Raw genomic sequence first — 16,130 nt, 5'->3', positions numbered from 1 at the left:
ACGGCTCCGGGGACCTGAAACCGACTGCAAATCGCCTGGCGAAACGTGTACGCAACAAAATAGGCCAATGCGTTCACGCGCGCGAAACAGTGCAGTGGCACAGCCGAAACACCAACTGAGCACCCTTCTTCTCAGGTCGTCAGCCGCAACCGGCTGGGCAGAGAAGGAGGAGGCTCAAGGTGGATTTCCCCACTATCGGTGCACCGGACACCGGGGACACAGCGTGGATGCTGACCAGCGCCGCGCTCGTGTTGCTCATGACTCCGGGTCTTGCGTTCTTCTACGGCGGCATGGTGCGGGCCAAGAGCGTGCTGAACATGCTCATGATGAGCATCAGCGCGATGGGTGTCGTCGGCATCCTGTGGGTTCTCTACGGCTACTCCATGGCGTTCGGAGAGGACAAGGGGAACCTTGTCGGTGATCCGTTCCAGTACTTCGGCCTCAAAGGATTGATCGGCGGGTCCTACCTCGCCGAGACCGACGACGCCGGTTCGGTCATCGCCGATTCCGCGATCCCGCTCGTCGGCACCATCCCCGCGACGGTGTTCGTCGCGTTCCAGGCCATGTTCGCGATCATCACAGTCGCCCTCATCTCGGGTGCCGTCGCAGATCGCCTGCGGTTCGGTTCCTGGCTGCTGTTCGCCGGGCTCTGGGCGACGGTCGTGTACTTCCCCGTGGCGCACTGGGTCTTCGCCTTCGACGGCGTCACCGCCGAGAACGGCGGGTGGATCGCCAACAAACTCGCCGCGGTCGACTTCGCGGGTGGTACCGCTGTCCACATCAACGCCGGCGCCGCAGGCCTCGTTCTCGCGATCATCCTCGGCAAGCGCAAGGGATGGCCGGGAACCCCGTTCCGTCCGCACAACCTGCCCTTCGTGATGCTCGGCGCAGGCCTGCTGTGGTTCGGCTGGTTCGGCTTCAACGCCGGTTCAGCCGTCGGTTCCAACGGAATCGCGGGCGCAACCTTCATCACGACGGTGATCGCAACGTGCGCGGCGATGCTCGCCTGGCTCCTGGTCGAGCGGATTCGCGACGGCCACGCCACCACGCTCGGCGCGGCTTCCGGAATCGTGGCCGGCCTGGTTGCCATCACGCCTTCCTGCTCCTCGGTGAACGTCCTCGGTGCACTCGCGATCGGCGTCGTGGCCGGCGCACTCTGCGCTCTCGCCGTCGGACTCAAGTTCCGCTTCGGGTTCGACGACTCGCTCGATGTCGTCGGTGTTCACCTGGTCGGTGGCATCGTCGGAACGCTGATGGTCGGCCTGGTCGCGACGGCCGAGGCGCCCGCGGGTGTTGTCGGACTGTTCTATGGTGGAGGCCTCGACCAACTCTGGCGTCAGGCAGTGGGCGCCGGAGCAGTACTGCTTTACTCGCTCGTCGGTACGGCCGTCGTCGCATTGATCGTGAAGTTCACGATCGGGCTGCGGCTCAGCGACGAGGGTGAATCACTTGGAGTGGACGAGTCGGAACACGCAGAAACCGCCTACGATTTCGCCGCTCTCGGCGGAAACTCGGCAGCCGCTCGTGTATCCGGCAAGGAGGGATGAGGAAATGAAGCTGATCACAGCAATTGTCAAGCCGTTCACTCTGGAGGACGTCAAGACGGGACTCGAGCAGGCGGGCGTCCTCGGCATGACTGTCAGTGAGGTTCAGGGGTACGGCCGGCAGAAGGGCCACACCGAGGTCTACCGAGGCGCCGAGTACTCGGTCGATTTCGTACCGAAGGTCCGGGTCGAGGTCGTCGTGGACGACGCTGCTGTGGACAAGGTCGTCGAGGTGATCGTCGAGGCGGCACGCACCGGCAAGATCGGTGACGGCAAGGTGTGGGTCTCACCGGTCGAGTCGGTCATCCGGGTACGCACCGGGGAACGCGGCGCGGATGCGCTCTGACCCCAACGGGTCCGGTAAGACCGGCCCTGGTCCCGTCGCCAAGGCGACGGAACCAGGGCCGGTTGCGTCAGGCGGATCGGACGAAGCGGCGGACCTGGCCCGCGCACGCAGGCAACTGCTCACCGGCGGCCCCGAGACCGGCCCCGGCACAAGGAATCCGGCAGGTCACGGACGTCGGCTCGACGCGGCTGCGCTGCGTCATGCGCTCGTCGACCTGCACGAGTTCTGGTTGACCACAAAGGGTGCCGAACTCGGCATCAAACCGGACAGCGGGTTCGCGCTCGTCGCGGTCGGAGGGCTCGGCAGGCGGGAGATGCTGCCGTACTCGGACCTCGACCTCCTCCTGCTCCACGACGACATGGATCCGGCGGTGGTCTCGCAGGTGGCCGACCAGCTCTGGTATCCGTTGTGGGACGCGCACATCAAGCTCGACCACAGCGTCCGCACCATCCCTCAGGCGCTGCAGGTGGCGGACACGGACATCACCGCAGCCCTGGGAATGCTCGAGGCGCGCCACATCGTCGGCGACGTCGAGCTGACCAATCTGCTCATCAGCGGGGTGCGCAGGCAGTGGCGCACCGACATCCGCAACCGCTTCGACGGCCTCATCGAACAGACGCAGGCCCGCTGGGAACGCAGCGGCCAGATCGCCCACCGCGCCGAGCCCGACCTCAAGAGCGGTCGCGGTGGACTGCGGGACGTGCAGTTGCTCAACGCGCTGTCCATCGCGCAGCTCACCGACGGCATGCCCGGACTCGGTCCGGAGTCGCCCGGCGGGGGACTGGCGCTCGCGCATCGGCGGCTCCTCGACGTCCGCACCGAACTGCACCGGGTGGCGGGACGCTCGCGCGATCAGTTGCGGGCGCAGGACGCCGACGAGATCGGCGCCGCACTCCGGATCGGCGATCGGTTCGACCTCGCGCGCATGCTCAGCGACGCCGCGCGCACCATCAGCTACTCCGTCGACGTCGGGGTACGGACGGCAGGCCATGCACTGCCGCGGCGCGGACTGGCGCGGTTGCGCCGACCACCGGTGCGGCGGCCCCTCGACGAGGGAGTCGTCGAGCACGCCGGTGAAGTGGTGCTGGCCCGCGACGCCCGGCCCGCGAAGGACCCCGGCCTCGTGCTGCGGGTCGCGTCCGCGTCGGCGACGACGGGGATGCCGATGTCGGCGTCCACTCTGAATCGCCTGGCCGACAACGCCCCCGAGCTGCGTGAGCCGTGGCCGAAGGAGGCCCTGAACGACCTGCTGGTGATGCTCGGTTCCGGTAGCCGTGCCGTCGCCGCGATCGAGGCCCTCGATCGCACCGGACTGTGGGGCAGGCTGCTTCCCGAGTGGGGTGCCGTCCGGGACCTGCCGCCGCGGGACGCGGTGCACACGTGGACGGTGGATCGCCACCTCGTCGAGACCGCGGCCTACGCCAGTGGGTTCACCACCCGCGTCGCCCGCCCGGATCTGCTGATGCTCGGCGCGCTGCTGCACGACATCGGCAAGGGCCGCGGCGGCGACCACAGTGTGGTCGGCGCGGAACTGGCCACCCAGATCGGCAAGCGGCTCGGTTTGTGGCCGTCCGACGTCGCGCTGCTGACGGCGATCGTGCGCCACCATCTTCTGCTGCCGCACACCGCGACGCGGCGGGACCTCGACGATCCCGAGACTGTCGAGAGGGTGGTGGAGGCGCTCGGCGGTGACGGCGTTCTGCTGGAACTGCTGCACGCGCTGGCGGAGGCGGATTCGCTGGCGACCGGTCCCGGGGTGTGGGGCGACTGGAAGTCCTCGCTCATCGGGGAACTCGTGCGCCGCTGCCGTCTGGTCATGGCGGGGGAGGTGCTTCCCGCACCCGATCCGCTCGATCCGGAGCACGTCGCTCTGGCGGCGACGGGGGGCGTGCACGTCGCACTGGTCCCCGCCGACAGTCCGCACACGTTTGTGGTCACGGTCATCGCGCCCGACCAGCGCGGTCTGCTGTCGAAGGCGGCGGGCGTGCTCGCGCTGCATTCCCTGCGGGTCTATTCCGCCTCGCTGGGCGGTGCCGAGGGTTCGGCGGTCAACTCGTTCGTCGTGTCCCCGCGGTTCGGGGCGCCGCCGCAGGCGGGACTGCTGCGGCAGGAGCTGATCCGCGCACTGGCGGGGGAGCTGAACCTCTTGGAGATGCTGACCGCCAAGGAGGAGGAGGCCCGCGAGAGCCAGCGCGTGGCCGCCGTCGAGGAACGGGGCGAGGCCGCGGTTCCGGTGCAGTACGCGCAGGCGCCGCCGCGGGTCATCTGGTTCGACACGGCGTCGCCCGGCGAGGTGATCCTCGAGCTCAGGGCCGAGGACCGGCTGGGGCTGCTGTGCAGGCTGGCCGACGCGTTCGACACGTGCGGCGCGGACGTCCGGTGGGCGCGGGTGACCACTCTGGGTTCGTCGGTGATCGACTCGTTCTGCCTCGATGTCGGCGGCGGGGACACCCGGGCGAGCCGGGAACAGGTCGAGAGCGCGATCCTCGGCGTCGTCCCGCTCACCAAGCCGAAGAAACGGGAGGGCAGCGGGGGAGAATGAACGACCGGACGTGAGCGGCTAGGCTGGTGCCCGAGAATATCCACCGCACACTCGTATGACTTCAGGAGCGCACTCGGTGTTCGAATCCCTTTCCGACAGGTTGACCGGAGCCCTCAAGGATCTGCGTGGCAAGGGTCGCCTTTCCGGAGCCGACATCGATGCCACCTGCCGTGAGATCCGGTTGGCCCTGCTCGAGGCAGACGTCGCGCTGCCCGTCGTCCGCTCGTTCATCGCCAAGATCAAGGAACGCGCCAAGGGCGTCGAGGTCTCGGCGGCGCTGAACCCGGCGCAGCAGGTCGTCAAGATCGTCAACGAGGAACTCGTCGGGATCCTCGGTGGCGAGACCCGCCGGCTGGTGTTCGCCAAGACACCGCCGACGGTCATCATGCTCGCCGGTCTGCAGGGTTCCGGTAAGACCACCCTCGCGGGCAAGCTCGCGAAGTGGCTGCGCGACCAGGGGCACACCCCGCTGCTCGTCGCCTGCGACCTGCAGCGTCCCGGCGCCGTCACCCAGCTCCAGATCGTCGGTGAGCGCGCGGGCGCCACGGTGTTCGCGCCGCACCCCGGCACGTCCATCGGCGGCGGCGACAACGAGCTGGGTATCACTGCGGCCGACCCGGTCGAGGTGGCCCGGGCCGGTGTCGAGGAAGCCCGCACCAAGCAGTTCGACGTGGTCATCGTCGACACCGCGGGTCGCCTGGGTATCGACGCCGACCTGATGGCGCAGGCCGCGGGGATCCGCGACGCCGTGAACCCCGACGAGACGATCTTCGTTCTCGACGCAATGATCGGTCAGGACGCGGTCAGCACCGCCGAGGCGTTCCGCGAAGGTGTCGGATTCACCGGTGTCGTGCTCACGAAGCTCGACGGCGACGCCCGCGGTGGCGCCGCGCTCAGCGTCCGCGAGGTCACCGGGCAGCCCATTCTGTTCGCGTCCACGGGTGAGAAGCTCGAAGACTTCGACGTCTTCCACCCCGACCGCATGGCCAGCCGCATCCTCGGCATGGGTGACGTGCTCAGCCTCATCGAGCAGGCGGAGCAGGTCTTCGACCAGAAGCAGGCCGAGGCCACCGCGCAGAAGATCGGCTCCGGCCAGCTGACCCTCGAAGACTTCCTCGAGCAGATGATGGCCGTCCGCAAGATGGGTCCCATCGGCAACCTCCTGGGCATGCTCCCGGGTGCGGGGCAGATGAAGGACGCTCTGGCGAACGTCGACGAGAAGCAGCTCGACCGGGTGCAGGCGATCATCCGCGGTATGACTCCCGCCGAGCGCGACGACCCGAAGATCATCAACGCGTCCCGCCGCCTGCGGATCGCCAACGGTTCCGGCGTGAAGGTCTCCGACGTCAATCAGCTCGTGGACCGCTTCTTCGAGGCCCGCAAGATGATGGCCGCGATGGCCGGGCGCATGGGCATGCCGGGTGCCCGCAAGCCGCAGCGCAGCAAGAAGGGCAAGAAGGGCAAGAAGGGCGGCAAGGGGCCGACGCCGCCGAAGGTGCGCGGAGGATTCCCCGGTGGCCTGCCCGGCGGGTTCCCGGGTATGCCGCCCGGAGGTCTCCCCGCGGGGATGCCCGACCTGTCGAACATGCCTAAGGGCCTCGACGAGTTGCCGCCCGGACTGGAGGGCATCGACCTGTCCCGGCTGAAGCTGCCGAAGAAGTAGCCGATGGCTGCACTGCATTTCCGGGGCACCGGTCTGCCCGACGAACAGCCGGTCGAGTTCTGGGTCGACAGCGGTGTGATCTCGACGGAGCCGATTCCGGGCGCCGATACTGTCTGCGAGTCTGGGTGGATCGTTCCCGGTCTCGTCGACGCCCACTGCCACGTCGGCATCCGGTTCGGCGGCGGTGGTGGTGAGAGCGTCGAGGGGTTGATCGCGCAGGCGGAGACCGAGCGCGACTGCGGTGTCCTGCTGATTCGCGACGCCGGTTCGCCGGTCGACACCCGCTTCGTCGACGACCGCCCCGACCTGCCGAGGATCGTCCGCGCCGGGCAGCACATCGCCGCCCCCAAGCGATACATCCGCGGACTGCCGGTCGATCTCGAGGACGAGTCGCAGCTGCCGGACGAGGTGGTGCGCCAGGCCCGGGCCGGCGACGGGTGGGTCAAGCTCGTCGGCGACTGGATCGACCGCTCCGCGGGCGACCTGGCGCCGTTGTGGAGCGACGACATCCTGGTCGAGGCGATTGCGGCGGCGCACCGCGAAGGGGCTCGCGTCACCGCGCACGTCTTCGCGGAGGATGCGCTCCCGGGCCTGATCAACGCCGGGATCGACTGCATCGAGCACGGCACCGGGCTGACCGACGAGACGATCGAGCTGATGGTCTCGCACGGGACCGCGCTCGTCCCGACGCTGATCAACATCGCGACGTTCCCGGATATCGCCGAGTCCGCCTCGCGGTTCCCGGTCTACGCCGCGCACATGCGCGACCTGCACTCACGGGTGAAGGACACGATCGGCGCCGCGCACGATGCGGGGATCCCGATCTACGCAGGCACCGACGCGGGCGGATCCATCGTCCACGGACGCATCGCCGACGAAGTCGAGGAACTGAAGGCGGTCGGGCTGACCCCGTCCGAAGCACTCGGCGCCGCGTGCTGGGATGCGCGCGCGTGGTTGGGGCATCCGGGTGTCGAAGCGGGTGCGCCCGCGGATCTGCTGGTCTTCCGGAACGACCCGCGCGCGAGCAGCGACACCCTCGCCGCGCCCGACGTCGTGGTGTTGCGGGGCGTCGTCGTCAAGACCCGGTGACCTGGTTTCCCCCGGACGGGGTTCGTCTGGCAGAATGAATCGCTGTTCGTCGCATCCGGTTACGCACCGCGCGGCGGTCACAGATTAGAGGCAAAACCGGGCGCGCTATTCCTGCGCGTCGCCGAATTGCACGTGACACGTGGGCACATTCGTGTGCGCACTGAAGGAGAAGTACAGCAGTGGCTGTCAAGATCAAGCTCACCCGGCTCGGCAAGATCCGGAACCCGCAGTACCGCATCGTCGTCGCCGACTCCCGCACCCGCCGCAACGGCCGTGCAATCGAGACCATCGGCAAGTACCACCCCAAGGAAGAGCCCTCGCTGATCGAGGTCGATTCCGAGCGCGCGCAGTACTGGCTCGGCGTCGGCGCCCAGCCCACCGAGCCCGTCGAGGCCATCCTCAAGATCACCGGTGACTGGCAGAAGTTCAAGGGCCTGCCGGGCGCCGAGGGCACCCTCCGCGTCAAGGAAGCCAAGCCGTCCAAGCTGGAGCTGTTCCAGGCTGCGCTCGCGCAGGCCGAGAACGAGCCCGTCGGCGAGGCCATCACGCCCAAGAAGAAGAAGGCGAAGGCCGAGGACGCCGACGCTCCCGCCGAGGCAGCTGCAGAGTCCGAGGCTGCTGACAAGTGAGTGCCGTCGTCGCCGATGCCGTGGAGCACCTCGTTCGTGGCATCGTCGCCAACCCCGACGACGTTCGTGTCGAGCTGATCACCGGGCGTCGGGGGCGCACTGTCGAGGTGCACGTCAACCCTGACGATCTCGGCAAGGTCATCGGCCGCGGTGGTCGCACCGCGACCGCTCTGCGCACGCTGGTCTCCGGTATCGGTGGCCGCGGGATCCGTGTCGACGTCGTCGACACCGACCAGTAGAGGCCTTACAACAGTGGAGCTCGTGATCGGCCGTGTCGCCAAGTCGCACGGCATCAAGGGTGAGATCGTGGTCGAGGTTCGCACCGACGAACCCGAGGATCGATTCGCCGTGGGTGCCGTGCTGCGGGGACACAAGCCGCGCGAGCAGACTGTGAACACGTACACGGTGGAAGCCGCCCGGGAGCATTCCGGGCGGCTTCTGCTGCGCCTCGAGGGCGTCCCGGATCGCACCGCCGCGGATGCCCTGCGGGGCACGTTGTTCGTCATCGACAGCGCCGAACTCGTGCCCTCCGACGACCCCGACGAGTTCTACGATCACGAACTCGAGGGACTCTCGGTGCGCCTCGCGGACGGCACCGAGGTGGGTACCGTCATCGAGGTATTGCATTCCGCGGCAGGCGAATTGCTCTCGATCCGTCGATCCGGTGAACAGTCCGGCGAACTTCTGGTCCCGTTCGTGGCCGCGATCGTCACGTCGGTGTCCGTGGCCGACGGCGTCGTCCTGATCGATCCGCCGGAAGGGCTGCTCGATCCCGACTTCGGTGAATCCGCCGACGGGAAGTGAGTCGGTAGGCATGCGCCTCGACGTGGTCACCATCTTTCCCGAATACCTCGAACCGCTTCGCGCGGCGTTGCTCGGCAAGGCCATCGACAAGGGCCTCATCTCGGTCGAGGTGCACGATCTGCGGGATTGGACGCACGACGTCCACAAGGCGGTCGACGATTCGCCGTACGGCGGCGGGCCGGGGATGGTCATGAAACCCACCGTGTGGGGGCCCGCGCTGGACGATGTCCTCACCGCCGGCGGCGAGAACACCGACACGCTGCTCGTCGTCCCCACACCCGCCGGTGTCCCCTTCACGCAGGCCACCGCCGAGCGCTGGGCGGGGGAGAAGCACATCGTCTTCGCCTGCGGGCGTTACGAAGGCATCGATCAGCGGGTGTTCGACGACGCCGCCCGCCGGGTGCGCGTCGAAGAAGTGAGCATCGGCGACTACGTCCTCATCGGCGGGGAGGCGGCCGTGCTGGTGATGACGGAGGCGTTCGTGCGCCTGATTCCCGGAGTCCTCGGCAATCAGCAATCGCACCAAGAGGATTCGTTTTCCGACGGCCTCCTCGAAGGTCCCAGCTACACCCGGCCCGCCACGTGGCGCGGACTCGACGTCCCGCCCGTCCTCCTGTCGGGCGATCATGCGAAGGTGGCGGCGTGGCGACGCGAGCAGTCGCTGCACCGCACCGCCGAGCGTCGTCCGGACCTGTTGCCCTGAAACGTTTTCCGGGCCCGGGGGCTAACCCTGGGGCTGCGTCCAGTCGTCGACGACTCCGGTGGGGAACAGGGACTTCACGATCCCGGTCATCGTGTCCCGTGCGTGCTGCGCACTCGAATCCTCGGTGACATCGGTGATCGCGGTGTCCGGATACGACTCCTCGTCGTCCTCGTACCGGATGTCCTCCCGCGACGCGACCGTCACGATGTAGCGGTTGTCCTCCCCGATCACCCCGGTCGACGCGTGGATCCACCGGTCACCCACACAGCACATCCAGCCCTGCTTCACCCCGACGACGTTCTCGCCCGGCAACCCGTCGGGGATGCCGAACCGCTGGTCGTAGCCGTCGATGCCCTCGGGTGTCGACGCGCGCAGGTAGCCCACGAACTCGGCGATGCGCCCGGGGCCGAGGCCGTCACGGTCGTCGAGGAGCCCGGTGTAGAACGTCACGAGGTCAGCGGCCGTCGTCTCGGTGTTCCACCACAACCCGTCCCCGGGCGGTGCGGTGGCGGCGAGTCCGTATCGCCGCGCGATGTCGACGACCAGGTCCGAGCCGCCGAGATCGTCCCAGAGGGTGTTGGCCGCGTCGTCGTCGGAGGATTCGAGCATCCGCTTCAGGAGGAGACGGTCGAAGTCGGACAACGGCCGCTCACCGAGCGCGTCGAGGTGATACATCTGGGCGGCGACGAAGAGCTTGGCCAGCGACGCCGTTTCGACCGGTTCGGTGGCGGCGTCCTCCAGATAGCTGCCGGTGGCACGGTCCAGGACGGCAATCGACACGTCGGCGCCGCGCTCGGCGGCCGCCGTCGCGACTGCCGCCGAGATGCGTTCGGCGAGGGGTGCGGAGACGGGAACCCGCGCGGAGGGGAACGGCTCGGGGTTCACGGTCACGCCGTCACCGGCGGGTTCCTCGGCGGGTTCCTCGGCGGGTTCCTCGGCGGGGAGAACGTCGGGGGTGGCGACCGCCGGTGAGGTCACCGGGATGTCGACCACGGAGTTCGTCTCGGTCGGGATGGTGCAGGCCTGCGTCGCACCCAGCAGGAGGACCATGACCGTCAGGCAGCGGATCAGCCTGGACATGAAATTCTCCCGAGATTTCCGTGACGGCCTCACCGCCGACGATATTGTCCCAGAGTAGCGGTAGGGTCCATTTCCGTGACTCTCAAGACCGTGAACCAGCGCATTGCCGAGGAGCTCGACGTCCGGGAGGGACAGGTCGCGGCCGCCGTGGACCTCCTCGACGGCGGAGCGACCGTGCCCTTCATCGCCCGGTACCGCAAGGAAGTCACCGGAACGCTCGACGACGCTCAGCTCCGCCAGCTCGAGGAACGACTGCGGTACCTGCGGGAACTGGACGAGCGCCGGGACGCCGTGCTCGAGTCGATCGACTCGCAGGGCAAGCTCGACGATCAGCTCCGCGGGCAGATCATGACCGCCGACACGAAGGCGCGCCTCGAGGACATCTACCTGCCGTTCAAGCCGAAGCGGCGCACCAAGGCGCAGATCGCACGCGAAGCCGGTCACGAGCCCGTCGCCGACGCGCTGATCACCGATCCCAGGGCCGATCCGGCGTCCTACACGGCGGAACAGCTCGAGGGTGCGCGCGCGATCCTCGTCGAACGCTTCGCCGAGGACGCCGACCTGGTGGGCGAGCTCCGTGAGCTGATGTGGACCCGCGGGCAACTGGTGTCCGCAGTCCGTAAGGGCAAGGAAACCGAGGGCGCGAAGTTCGCCGACTACTTCGAGTTCTCCGAACCGTTCGGCAAGCTCCCCTCACACCGGATCCTCGCGGTTCTGCGCGGCGAGAAGGAAGAGGTGCTCTCGCTCACCCTGGCACCCGACACGGAAGAAGCCGTCCCGGGCGAGCCCACCGTCTACGAGGGCCGGATCGCCGGACGGTTCGGCATCGCCGACCGCGGCCGACCGGCCGACCGGTGGCTCCTCGACACCGTGCGGTGGGCGTGGCGCACCAAGATGATCGTCACCCTGGGCATCGACACCCGGATGCGGCTGCGGCAGTCGGCGGAGAAGGACGCCGTCGACGTGTTCGCCACCAACCTGCGCGACCTGCTTCTGGCGGCGCCGGCAGGCACCCGCGCCACGATGGGCCTGGACCCCGGTTTCCGGACCGGCACCAAGGTCGCGGTCGTGGACGCCACCGGCAAGGTGGTGGCCCACGAGACGATCTACCCGCATCAGCCGCAGAACAAGTGGGACGCCTCCCTGGCCACACTCGCCGGCCTCGTCGCCAAGCACGGCGTGGAGCTGATCGCCATCGGGAACGGCACCGCCTCCCGGGAGACGGACGCGCTCGCGAGCGAGCTGATCGCCAAGTCCGGCGCCACCAACCTGACGAAGATCGTCGTGTCCGAGGCCGGCGCATCCGTGTATTCGGCGTCCGCGTACGCCTCGGCGGAACTGCCGAACCTCGACGTGTCGATCCGCGGCGCCGTCTCCATCGCCCGGCGTCTGCAGGATCCCCTCGCCGAACTCGTGAAGATCGACCCGAAGTCGATCGGCGTCGGCCAGTACCAGCACGACGTGTCGGAGACACTGCTCGCACGTTCGCTCGGCGCCGTCGTCGAGGACGCGGTGAATGCGGTCGGCGTCGACGTCAACACCGCGTCCGTGCCGCTGCTGTCCCGCGTGTCCGGCATCGCCGGGTCCCTGGCCGAGAGCATCGTCGCGCACCGCGACCAGAACGGCCCGTTCCGCAGCCGCAAGGGTCTCAAGGACGTCGCGCGACTCGGGCCGAAGGCGTTCGAGCAGTGCGCCGGCTTCCTGCGCATCCCCAACGGCGACGACCCACTCGACGCGTCCAGCGTCCACCCCGAGGCCTACCCGGTGGTGCGCAAGATCGTCGAATCCAGCGGCACCGGCGTGCGCGAGATCATCGGCAACACGTCCGCGCTGCGCAGTCTGAACCCTGCCGACTTCGTCGACGACCGGTTCGGACTCCCGACCGTCACCGACATCATCGGTGAACTCGAGAAGCCCGGCCGTGACCCCCGCCCGGAATTCAAGACGGCCACGTTCGCGGCAGGCATCGAGAAGGTGTCGCACCTGAAGCCCGGAATGACCCTCGAGGGCGTCGTCACCAACGTGGCGGCGTTCGGCGCGTTCGTCGACATCGGTGTCCACCAGGACGGCCTCGTCCACGTGTCGGCGATGTCCCACAACTTCGTCAAGGACCCGCGGGACGTCGTGAAGTCCGGTGACGTGGTGACGGTGAAGGTCCTCGAGGTCGACGAGGCGCGTCAGCGCATCGGGTTGACGCTGCGACTCGACGACGAGGTCGGGGCGGGCGGCCGCAAGAACGACGGGCCCCGCGGTGGCGGGCAGCGGCAGGACCGGCGGGGAGGCGGGCAGCCGCAGGACCGGCGCGGCGGAGGCAAGCCGCAGCAGCAGGGTGGACGCGACCGCGGGCGGGACAATCGCCCGGCGCCCGGCGGGTCGATGGCCGACGCGCTGCGAAAGGCGGGGTTCGGCAAGTAGGAGGTCACCATCCCGACACGAGCGACCACTTTCCCGTGGAGTGACCAGTTCTTTACTGGGATAGTGGATGCCGATGTACGAATGGCTGGATAGGGAAATCGTCGGGCACGGGCGCCTGCCTCTGCTCTTTTTCCTGCTCGGGTTTCTCGCGGCATTCCTCTTCATCCGGCTGAGCGTGCGGATGATCCGCGCCGAGGTCTCGTGGTGGCCGGGCAACGTGAAACCCGGCGGGCACCACGTCCACCACGTGGTGTTCGGCGTCGTGACGATGCTCATGTCCGGTGTCGCCCTCATCGCCGTGTACGAGGACGGCACCCAGACCACCGGCGCCGTCCTCGCCACGTTCTTCGGGATCGGCGCCGCGCTGGTGCTGGACGAGTTCGCGCTGATCTTCTACCTGCAGGACGTGTACTGGGCGGACGAGGGCCGGACGTCCGTCGATGCCGTGTTCGTCGCGATCGCCGTCACCGGTCTGCTGCTCCTCGGGCTCCGTCCGCTCGAACTGATCAACGTCACCGACTTCCGGGACTCCCCGGATCCCTGGGTACGGGTAGCGATCGCGCTGTCTTCGGTGATCAACCTGCTCATCGCGGCGGTGGTGCTGCTCAAGGGGAAGATCTGGACCGGACTGCTCGGATTGTTCGTCTTCCCGATCCTGCTGATCGGGGCGCTCCGGCTGAGCAGGCCGAGCGCGCCGTGGGCACGGTGGCGCTACACGTCCAAGCCGAAGCGGATGCTGCGGGCGCTCGAACGGGAGCGCAAGTGGCGGCGTCCGGTCATCAGGGCCAAGATCTTCGTGCAGGACTTCATCGCCGGCACTCCCAGCGCGGTGCACGTGAAGGAAGCCGCGGAGCATGCCAAGGTGGCGGCCGAGGTGGAACTCGACCACGTGGTGCATGCGGCGCCACCGCCGATTTCGCTTCACCCCGTGGCGTCTGGCACAATGGACGGGTTGCCTGGACCAGGCAGCAGTACTTGATCTGGGCACGAACCAGACGAGCACCGGTGTTCTCCGAACGTCCGGGTGCCGCTCGGTTCCTCTGCTCCTGCGAAAACGCAAGGATGGAACACCGATGAACACTCTCGATTTCCTGGACAAGAAGTCCCTCCGCGACGACATTCCCGAGTTCCGTCCCGGCGACACCCTCAACGTGCACGTCAAGGTCATCGAAGGCTCCAAGGAGCGCGTGCAGGTCTTCAAGGGCGTCGTGATCCGCCGTCAGGGCGGCGGCGTCCGCGAGACCTTCACCGTCCGCAAGGTCTCCTTCGGTGTCGGCGTCGAGCGCACCTTCCCGGTTCACAGCCCCAACCTGGCGCAGATCGAGGTCGTCACCCGCGGTGACGTCCGTCGCGCCAAGCTGTACTACCTCCGCGATCTGCGTGGCAAGGCCGCCAAGATCAAGGAAAAGCGCTGACCTTTCCGATGAGCCCGGCACTGCGTACGCGCAGTGCCGGGCTAATCTGATTTCGTGACAGATTCTTCGAAGGAGCGGGCATTGTCGTCGGAATCCGAGACCACCGGCGATTCGGCCGCCACCTCCGCAGCGAACGGCGGTGCGGCGGAGCCCGAGAAGAAGCCCCGCTCCTTCCTCCGCGAGTTGCCGATCCTGATTCTGGTCGCGCTCGTCCTGAGTTTTCTGCTGCAGACGTTCGTCGCGCGGGTCTATCTCATTCCGTCGGAATCGATGGAACCGACGCTGCACGGCTGCGCAGGCTGCACCGGCGACCGCATCGTGGTCGAGAAGATCGGTTACCGCTTCGGTGATCCGAAACCGGGTGACGTGATCGTGTTCCGCGGCCCCGATTCGTGGTCACAGGATTTCGTCTCCACCCGCTCCTCCAACGTGGTGATCCGCGGTGCGCAGGAAGTCGGTTCCCTCGTCGGACTCGTCCCGCCGGACGAGAACGACCTCGTCAAGCGTGTGATCGCCACCGGCGGTCAGACCGTCGAATGCTGCGACGACCAGGGTCGCATCCTGGTGGACGGTCAGCCACTCGACGAGCCCTACGTCGTCATGGACTTCCCGTTCGTCCCCGGCTCCCAGACCTGCGACACCGCGCTGAAGTCGGCGCGCTGCTTCGGTCCCGTCACCGTCCCCGAGGGGCACCTGTGGATGATGGGCGACAACCGCAGCAACTCCGCGGACTCGCGGTACCACGTGGGCGACGACATGCAAGGCACCATCCCGCTCGACAACGTGATCGGAAAAGCGGTCTTCATCGCGTTGCCGCCGTCGCGGATGGGCACGATCAGTTCACCCGATATCCAGGGCAAGTGACTTCCTGGCCTCCACGCATCGTCATTCGCAGGTCGTCCGGTCTGCGGACGATGGAGTCGGCCCTGGTCCGCAGCGGACTCGGGCCGGTGGCCGGTGTCGACGAGGCCGGGCGGGGTGCGTGCGCGGGCCCGCTCGTCGTGGCGGCGTGTGTGCTCGCACCGAAGCCGTATCCGGCGCTGGCGCGGCTCGACGATTCGAAGAAGCTCACCGAACGCACGCGCGAGGAGCTGTTCCCGGCCATCACCCGGCTGGCAGTGGCGTGGAGCGTCGTGTCCTTCCCGGCGGAGGAAGTCGACCGCATGGGCGTCCACGTCGCCAACATCGAGGGCATGCGGCGTGCGGTCGCCGGGCTCTCGATGACCCCCGGTTACGTTCTCACCGACGGTTTCCGTGTCCCGGGGCTCCCGGCCCCGTCGCTGCCGGTGATCGGCGGCGACGCCGCGGCGGCATGCATCGCGGCGGCGAGCGTCCTGGCCAAGGTGTCGCGGGACCGGGTGATGGTCGCGATGGACGAGACGCACCCGGGTTACGGTTTCGCGATCCACAAGGGGTACAACACGCCCGCCCACCTGGCGGCGCTCGAGGAGCTGGGCCCGTGCCCGGAGCACCGCCGCTCGTGGTCGAATGTCGCGGCGCTGCTACACCGAGTGGATAACAGTTCCGGAAGTGCGAGATGATGACAATTCACACCAGAGCAGGAGGACTCCGAGACCGATGAGTGCCGAGGATCTCGAGAAGTACGAAACCGAGATGGAGCTGTCGCTCTACCGCGAGTATCGGGACATCGTCGGTCAGTTCTCCTATGTCGTGGAGACCGAGCGCCGGTTCTATCTGGCCAACTCGGTGGAGTTGCTGCCGCACAACGCAGACGGCGAGATCTACTTCGAGCTGCGCATGTCCGATGCCTGGGTGTGGGACATGTACCGTCCCGCGCGGTTCGTGAAGTATGTCCGCGTCATCACGTTCAAGGACGTGAACATCGAGGAACTCGACAAGCCGGACCTGCGGCTCCCGGACAACGGTCTGTCCTGACGAT

16 protein-coding genes are annotated in these 16,130 nt (G+C 67.9%); 15 read left to right on the top strand and 1 reads right to left on the bottom strand.

The features are described from left to right. The first annotated feature begins 227 nt into the window (after positions 1 to 227). The 9 genes from CJ179_RS04460 to trmD all read left to right on the top strand — a co-directional run bounded on the left by CJ179_RS04460 (position 228) and on the right by trmD (position 9,320). Entirely contained in the window at positions 228 to 1,547 is a 1,320-nt protein-coding gene (locus CJ179_RS04460) for an ammonium transporter (RefSeq protein WP_371851535.1), read from the top strand. A gap of 4 nt (positions 1,548 to 1,551) precedes the next feature. Continuing rightward, the gene (locus CJ179_RS04455; RefSeq protein WP_005240467.1) at positions 1,552 to 1,890 is read left to right on the top strand and encodes a P-II family nitrogen regulator; all 339 of its coding nucleotides are present in this window, start codon (positions 1,552 to 1,554) and stop codon (positions 1,888 to 1,890) included. After that, complete coding sequence (locus CJ179_RS04450; RefSeq protein ID WP_095860775.1) at positions 1,880 to 4,432, top strand: [protein-PII] uridylyltransferase; 2,553 nt, start codon at positions 1,880 to 1,882, stop codon at positions 4,430 to 4,432. Before CJ179_RS04455 ends, CJ179_RS04450 begins: the two co-directional genes overlap by 11 nt. A gap of 76 nt (positions 4,433 to 4,508) precedes the next feature. Further along, positions 4,509 to 6,095 (top strand): signal recognition particle protein, encoded by a 1,587-nt coding sequence (ffh, locus tag CJ179_RS04445; RefSeq protein WP_095860774.1) that lies wholly within the window; start codon positions 4,509 to 4,511, stop codon positions 6,093 to 6,095. Positions 6,096 to 6,098: 3 nt separating this feature from the next. After that, positions 6,099 to 7,184, top strand: a complete 1,086-nt coding sequence (locus CJ179_RS04440; RefSeq protein WP_095860773.1) for an amidohydrolase family protein — start codon at positions 6,099 to 6,101, stop codon at positions 7,182 to 7,184. 179 nt (positions 7,185 to 7,363) lie between these two features. Next, positions 7,364 to 7,813 carry a 30S ribosomal protein S16 gene (gene rpsP / locus CJ179_RS04435; RefSeq protein WP_072937806.1) on the top strand — a complete coding sequence of 150 codons (450 nt, stop codon included), beginning with the start codon at positions 7,364 to 7,366 and terminating at the stop codon, positions 7,811 to 7,813. After that, entirely contained in the window at positions 7,810 to 8,052 is a 243-nt protein-coding gene (locus tag CJ179_RS04430; protein WP_005240479.1) for an RNA-binding protein, read from the top strand. The genes rpsP and CJ179_RS04430 overlap by 4 nt, the downstream gene beginning before the upstream one ends. Positions 8,053 to 8,065: 13 nt before the next feature. Further along, positions 8,066 to 8,617: a ribosome maturation factor RimM gene (rimM, locus tag CJ179_RS04425; RefSeq protein WP_072937807.1), complete on the top strand. Its 552-nt coding sequence runs from the start codon at positions 8,066 to 8,068 to the stop codon at positions 8,615 to 8,617. A gap of 10 nt (positions 8,618 to 8,627) precedes the next feature. Beyond that, positions 8,628 to 9,320, top strand: coding sequence for a tRNA (guanosine(37)-N1)-methyltransferase TrmD (trmD, locus tag CJ179_RS04420; protein ID WP_072937808.1), 693 nt, complete (start codon positions 8,628 to 8,630; stop codon positions 9,318 to 9,320). Between the two features lie 21 nt (positions 9,321 to 9,341). Here the strand turns inward: trmD and CJ179_RS04415 are convergent, their stop codons facing one another. Next, entirely contained in the window at positions 9,342 to 10,400 is a 1,059-nt protein-coding gene (locus tag CJ179_RS04415) for a class A beta-lactamase-related serine hydrolase (RefSeq protein WP_257015318.1), read from the bottom strand. A 75-nt stretch (positions 10,401 to 10,475) separates the two neighbouring features. Between CJ179_RS04415 and CJ179_RS04410 the strand changes: the two genes are divergently transcribed. The 6 genes from CJ179_RS04410 to CJ179_RS04385 all read left to right on the top strand — a co-directional run bounded on the left by CJ179_RS04410 (position 10,476) and on the right by CJ179_RS04385 (position 16,126). Continuing rightward, positions 10,476 to 12,815 (top strand): Tex family protein, encoded by a 2,340-nt coding sequence (locus tag CJ179_RS04410; RefSeq protein ID WP_179377526.1) that lies wholly within the window; start codon positions 10,476 to 10,478, stop codon positions 12,813 to 12,815. A 73-nt stretch (positions 12,816 to 12,888) separates the two neighbouring features. Further along, positions 12,889 to 13,794: a hypothetical protein gene (locus tag CJ179_RS04405; protein ID WP_072937973.1), complete on the top strand. Its 906-nt coding sequence runs from the start codon at positions 12,889 to 12,891 to the stop codon at positions 13,792 to 13,794. A 94-nt stretch (positions 13,795 to 13,888) separates the two neighbouring features. Then, positions 13,889 to 14,230 carry a 50S ribosomal protein L19 gene (gene rplS / locus CJ179_RS04400; protein WP_005240490.1) on the top strand — a complete coding sequence of 114 codons (342 nt, stop codon included), beginning with the start codon at positions 13,889 to 13,891 and terminating at the stop codon, positions 14,228 to 14,230. An 81-nt stretch (positions 14,231 to 14,311) separates the two neighbouring features. After that, positions 14,312 to 15,094 (top strand): signal peptidase I, encoded by a 783-nt coding sequence (gene lepB, locus CJ179_RS04395; protein ID WP_072937810.1) that lies wholly within the window; start codon positions 14,312 to 14,314, stop codon positions 15,092 to 15,094. Next, a complete protein-coding gene (locus CJ179_RS04390) occupies positions 15,091 to 15,771 on the top strand; it encodes a ribonuclease HII (RefSeq protein ID WP_072937811.1) in 681 nt (226 codons plus the stop codon). The genes lepB and CJ179_RS04390 overlap by 4 nt, the downstream gene beginning before the upstream one ends. Positions 15,772 to 15,808: 37 nt before the next feature. After that, positions 15,809 to 16,126: a DUF2469 domain-containing protein gene (locus tag CJ179_RS04385; RefSeq protein ID WP_005240496.1), complete on the top strand. Its 318-nt coding sequence runs from the start codon at positions 15,809 to 15,811 to the stop codon at positions 16,124 to 16,126. Positions 16,127 to 16,130 lie beyond the last annotated feature (4 nt).

It is taken from the genome of Rhodococcus sp. ACS1, from assembly GCF_002300155.1.
In the GTDB taxonomy this organism is placed as follows: Bacteria; Actinomycetota; Actinomycetes; order Mycobacteriales; family Mycobacteriaceae; genus Rhodococcus_F; species Rhodococcus_F koreensis.
The sequence above is the reverse complement of the archived record's forward strand: the minus strand, read 5'-3'. Positions and strand labels throughout refer to the sequence as shown.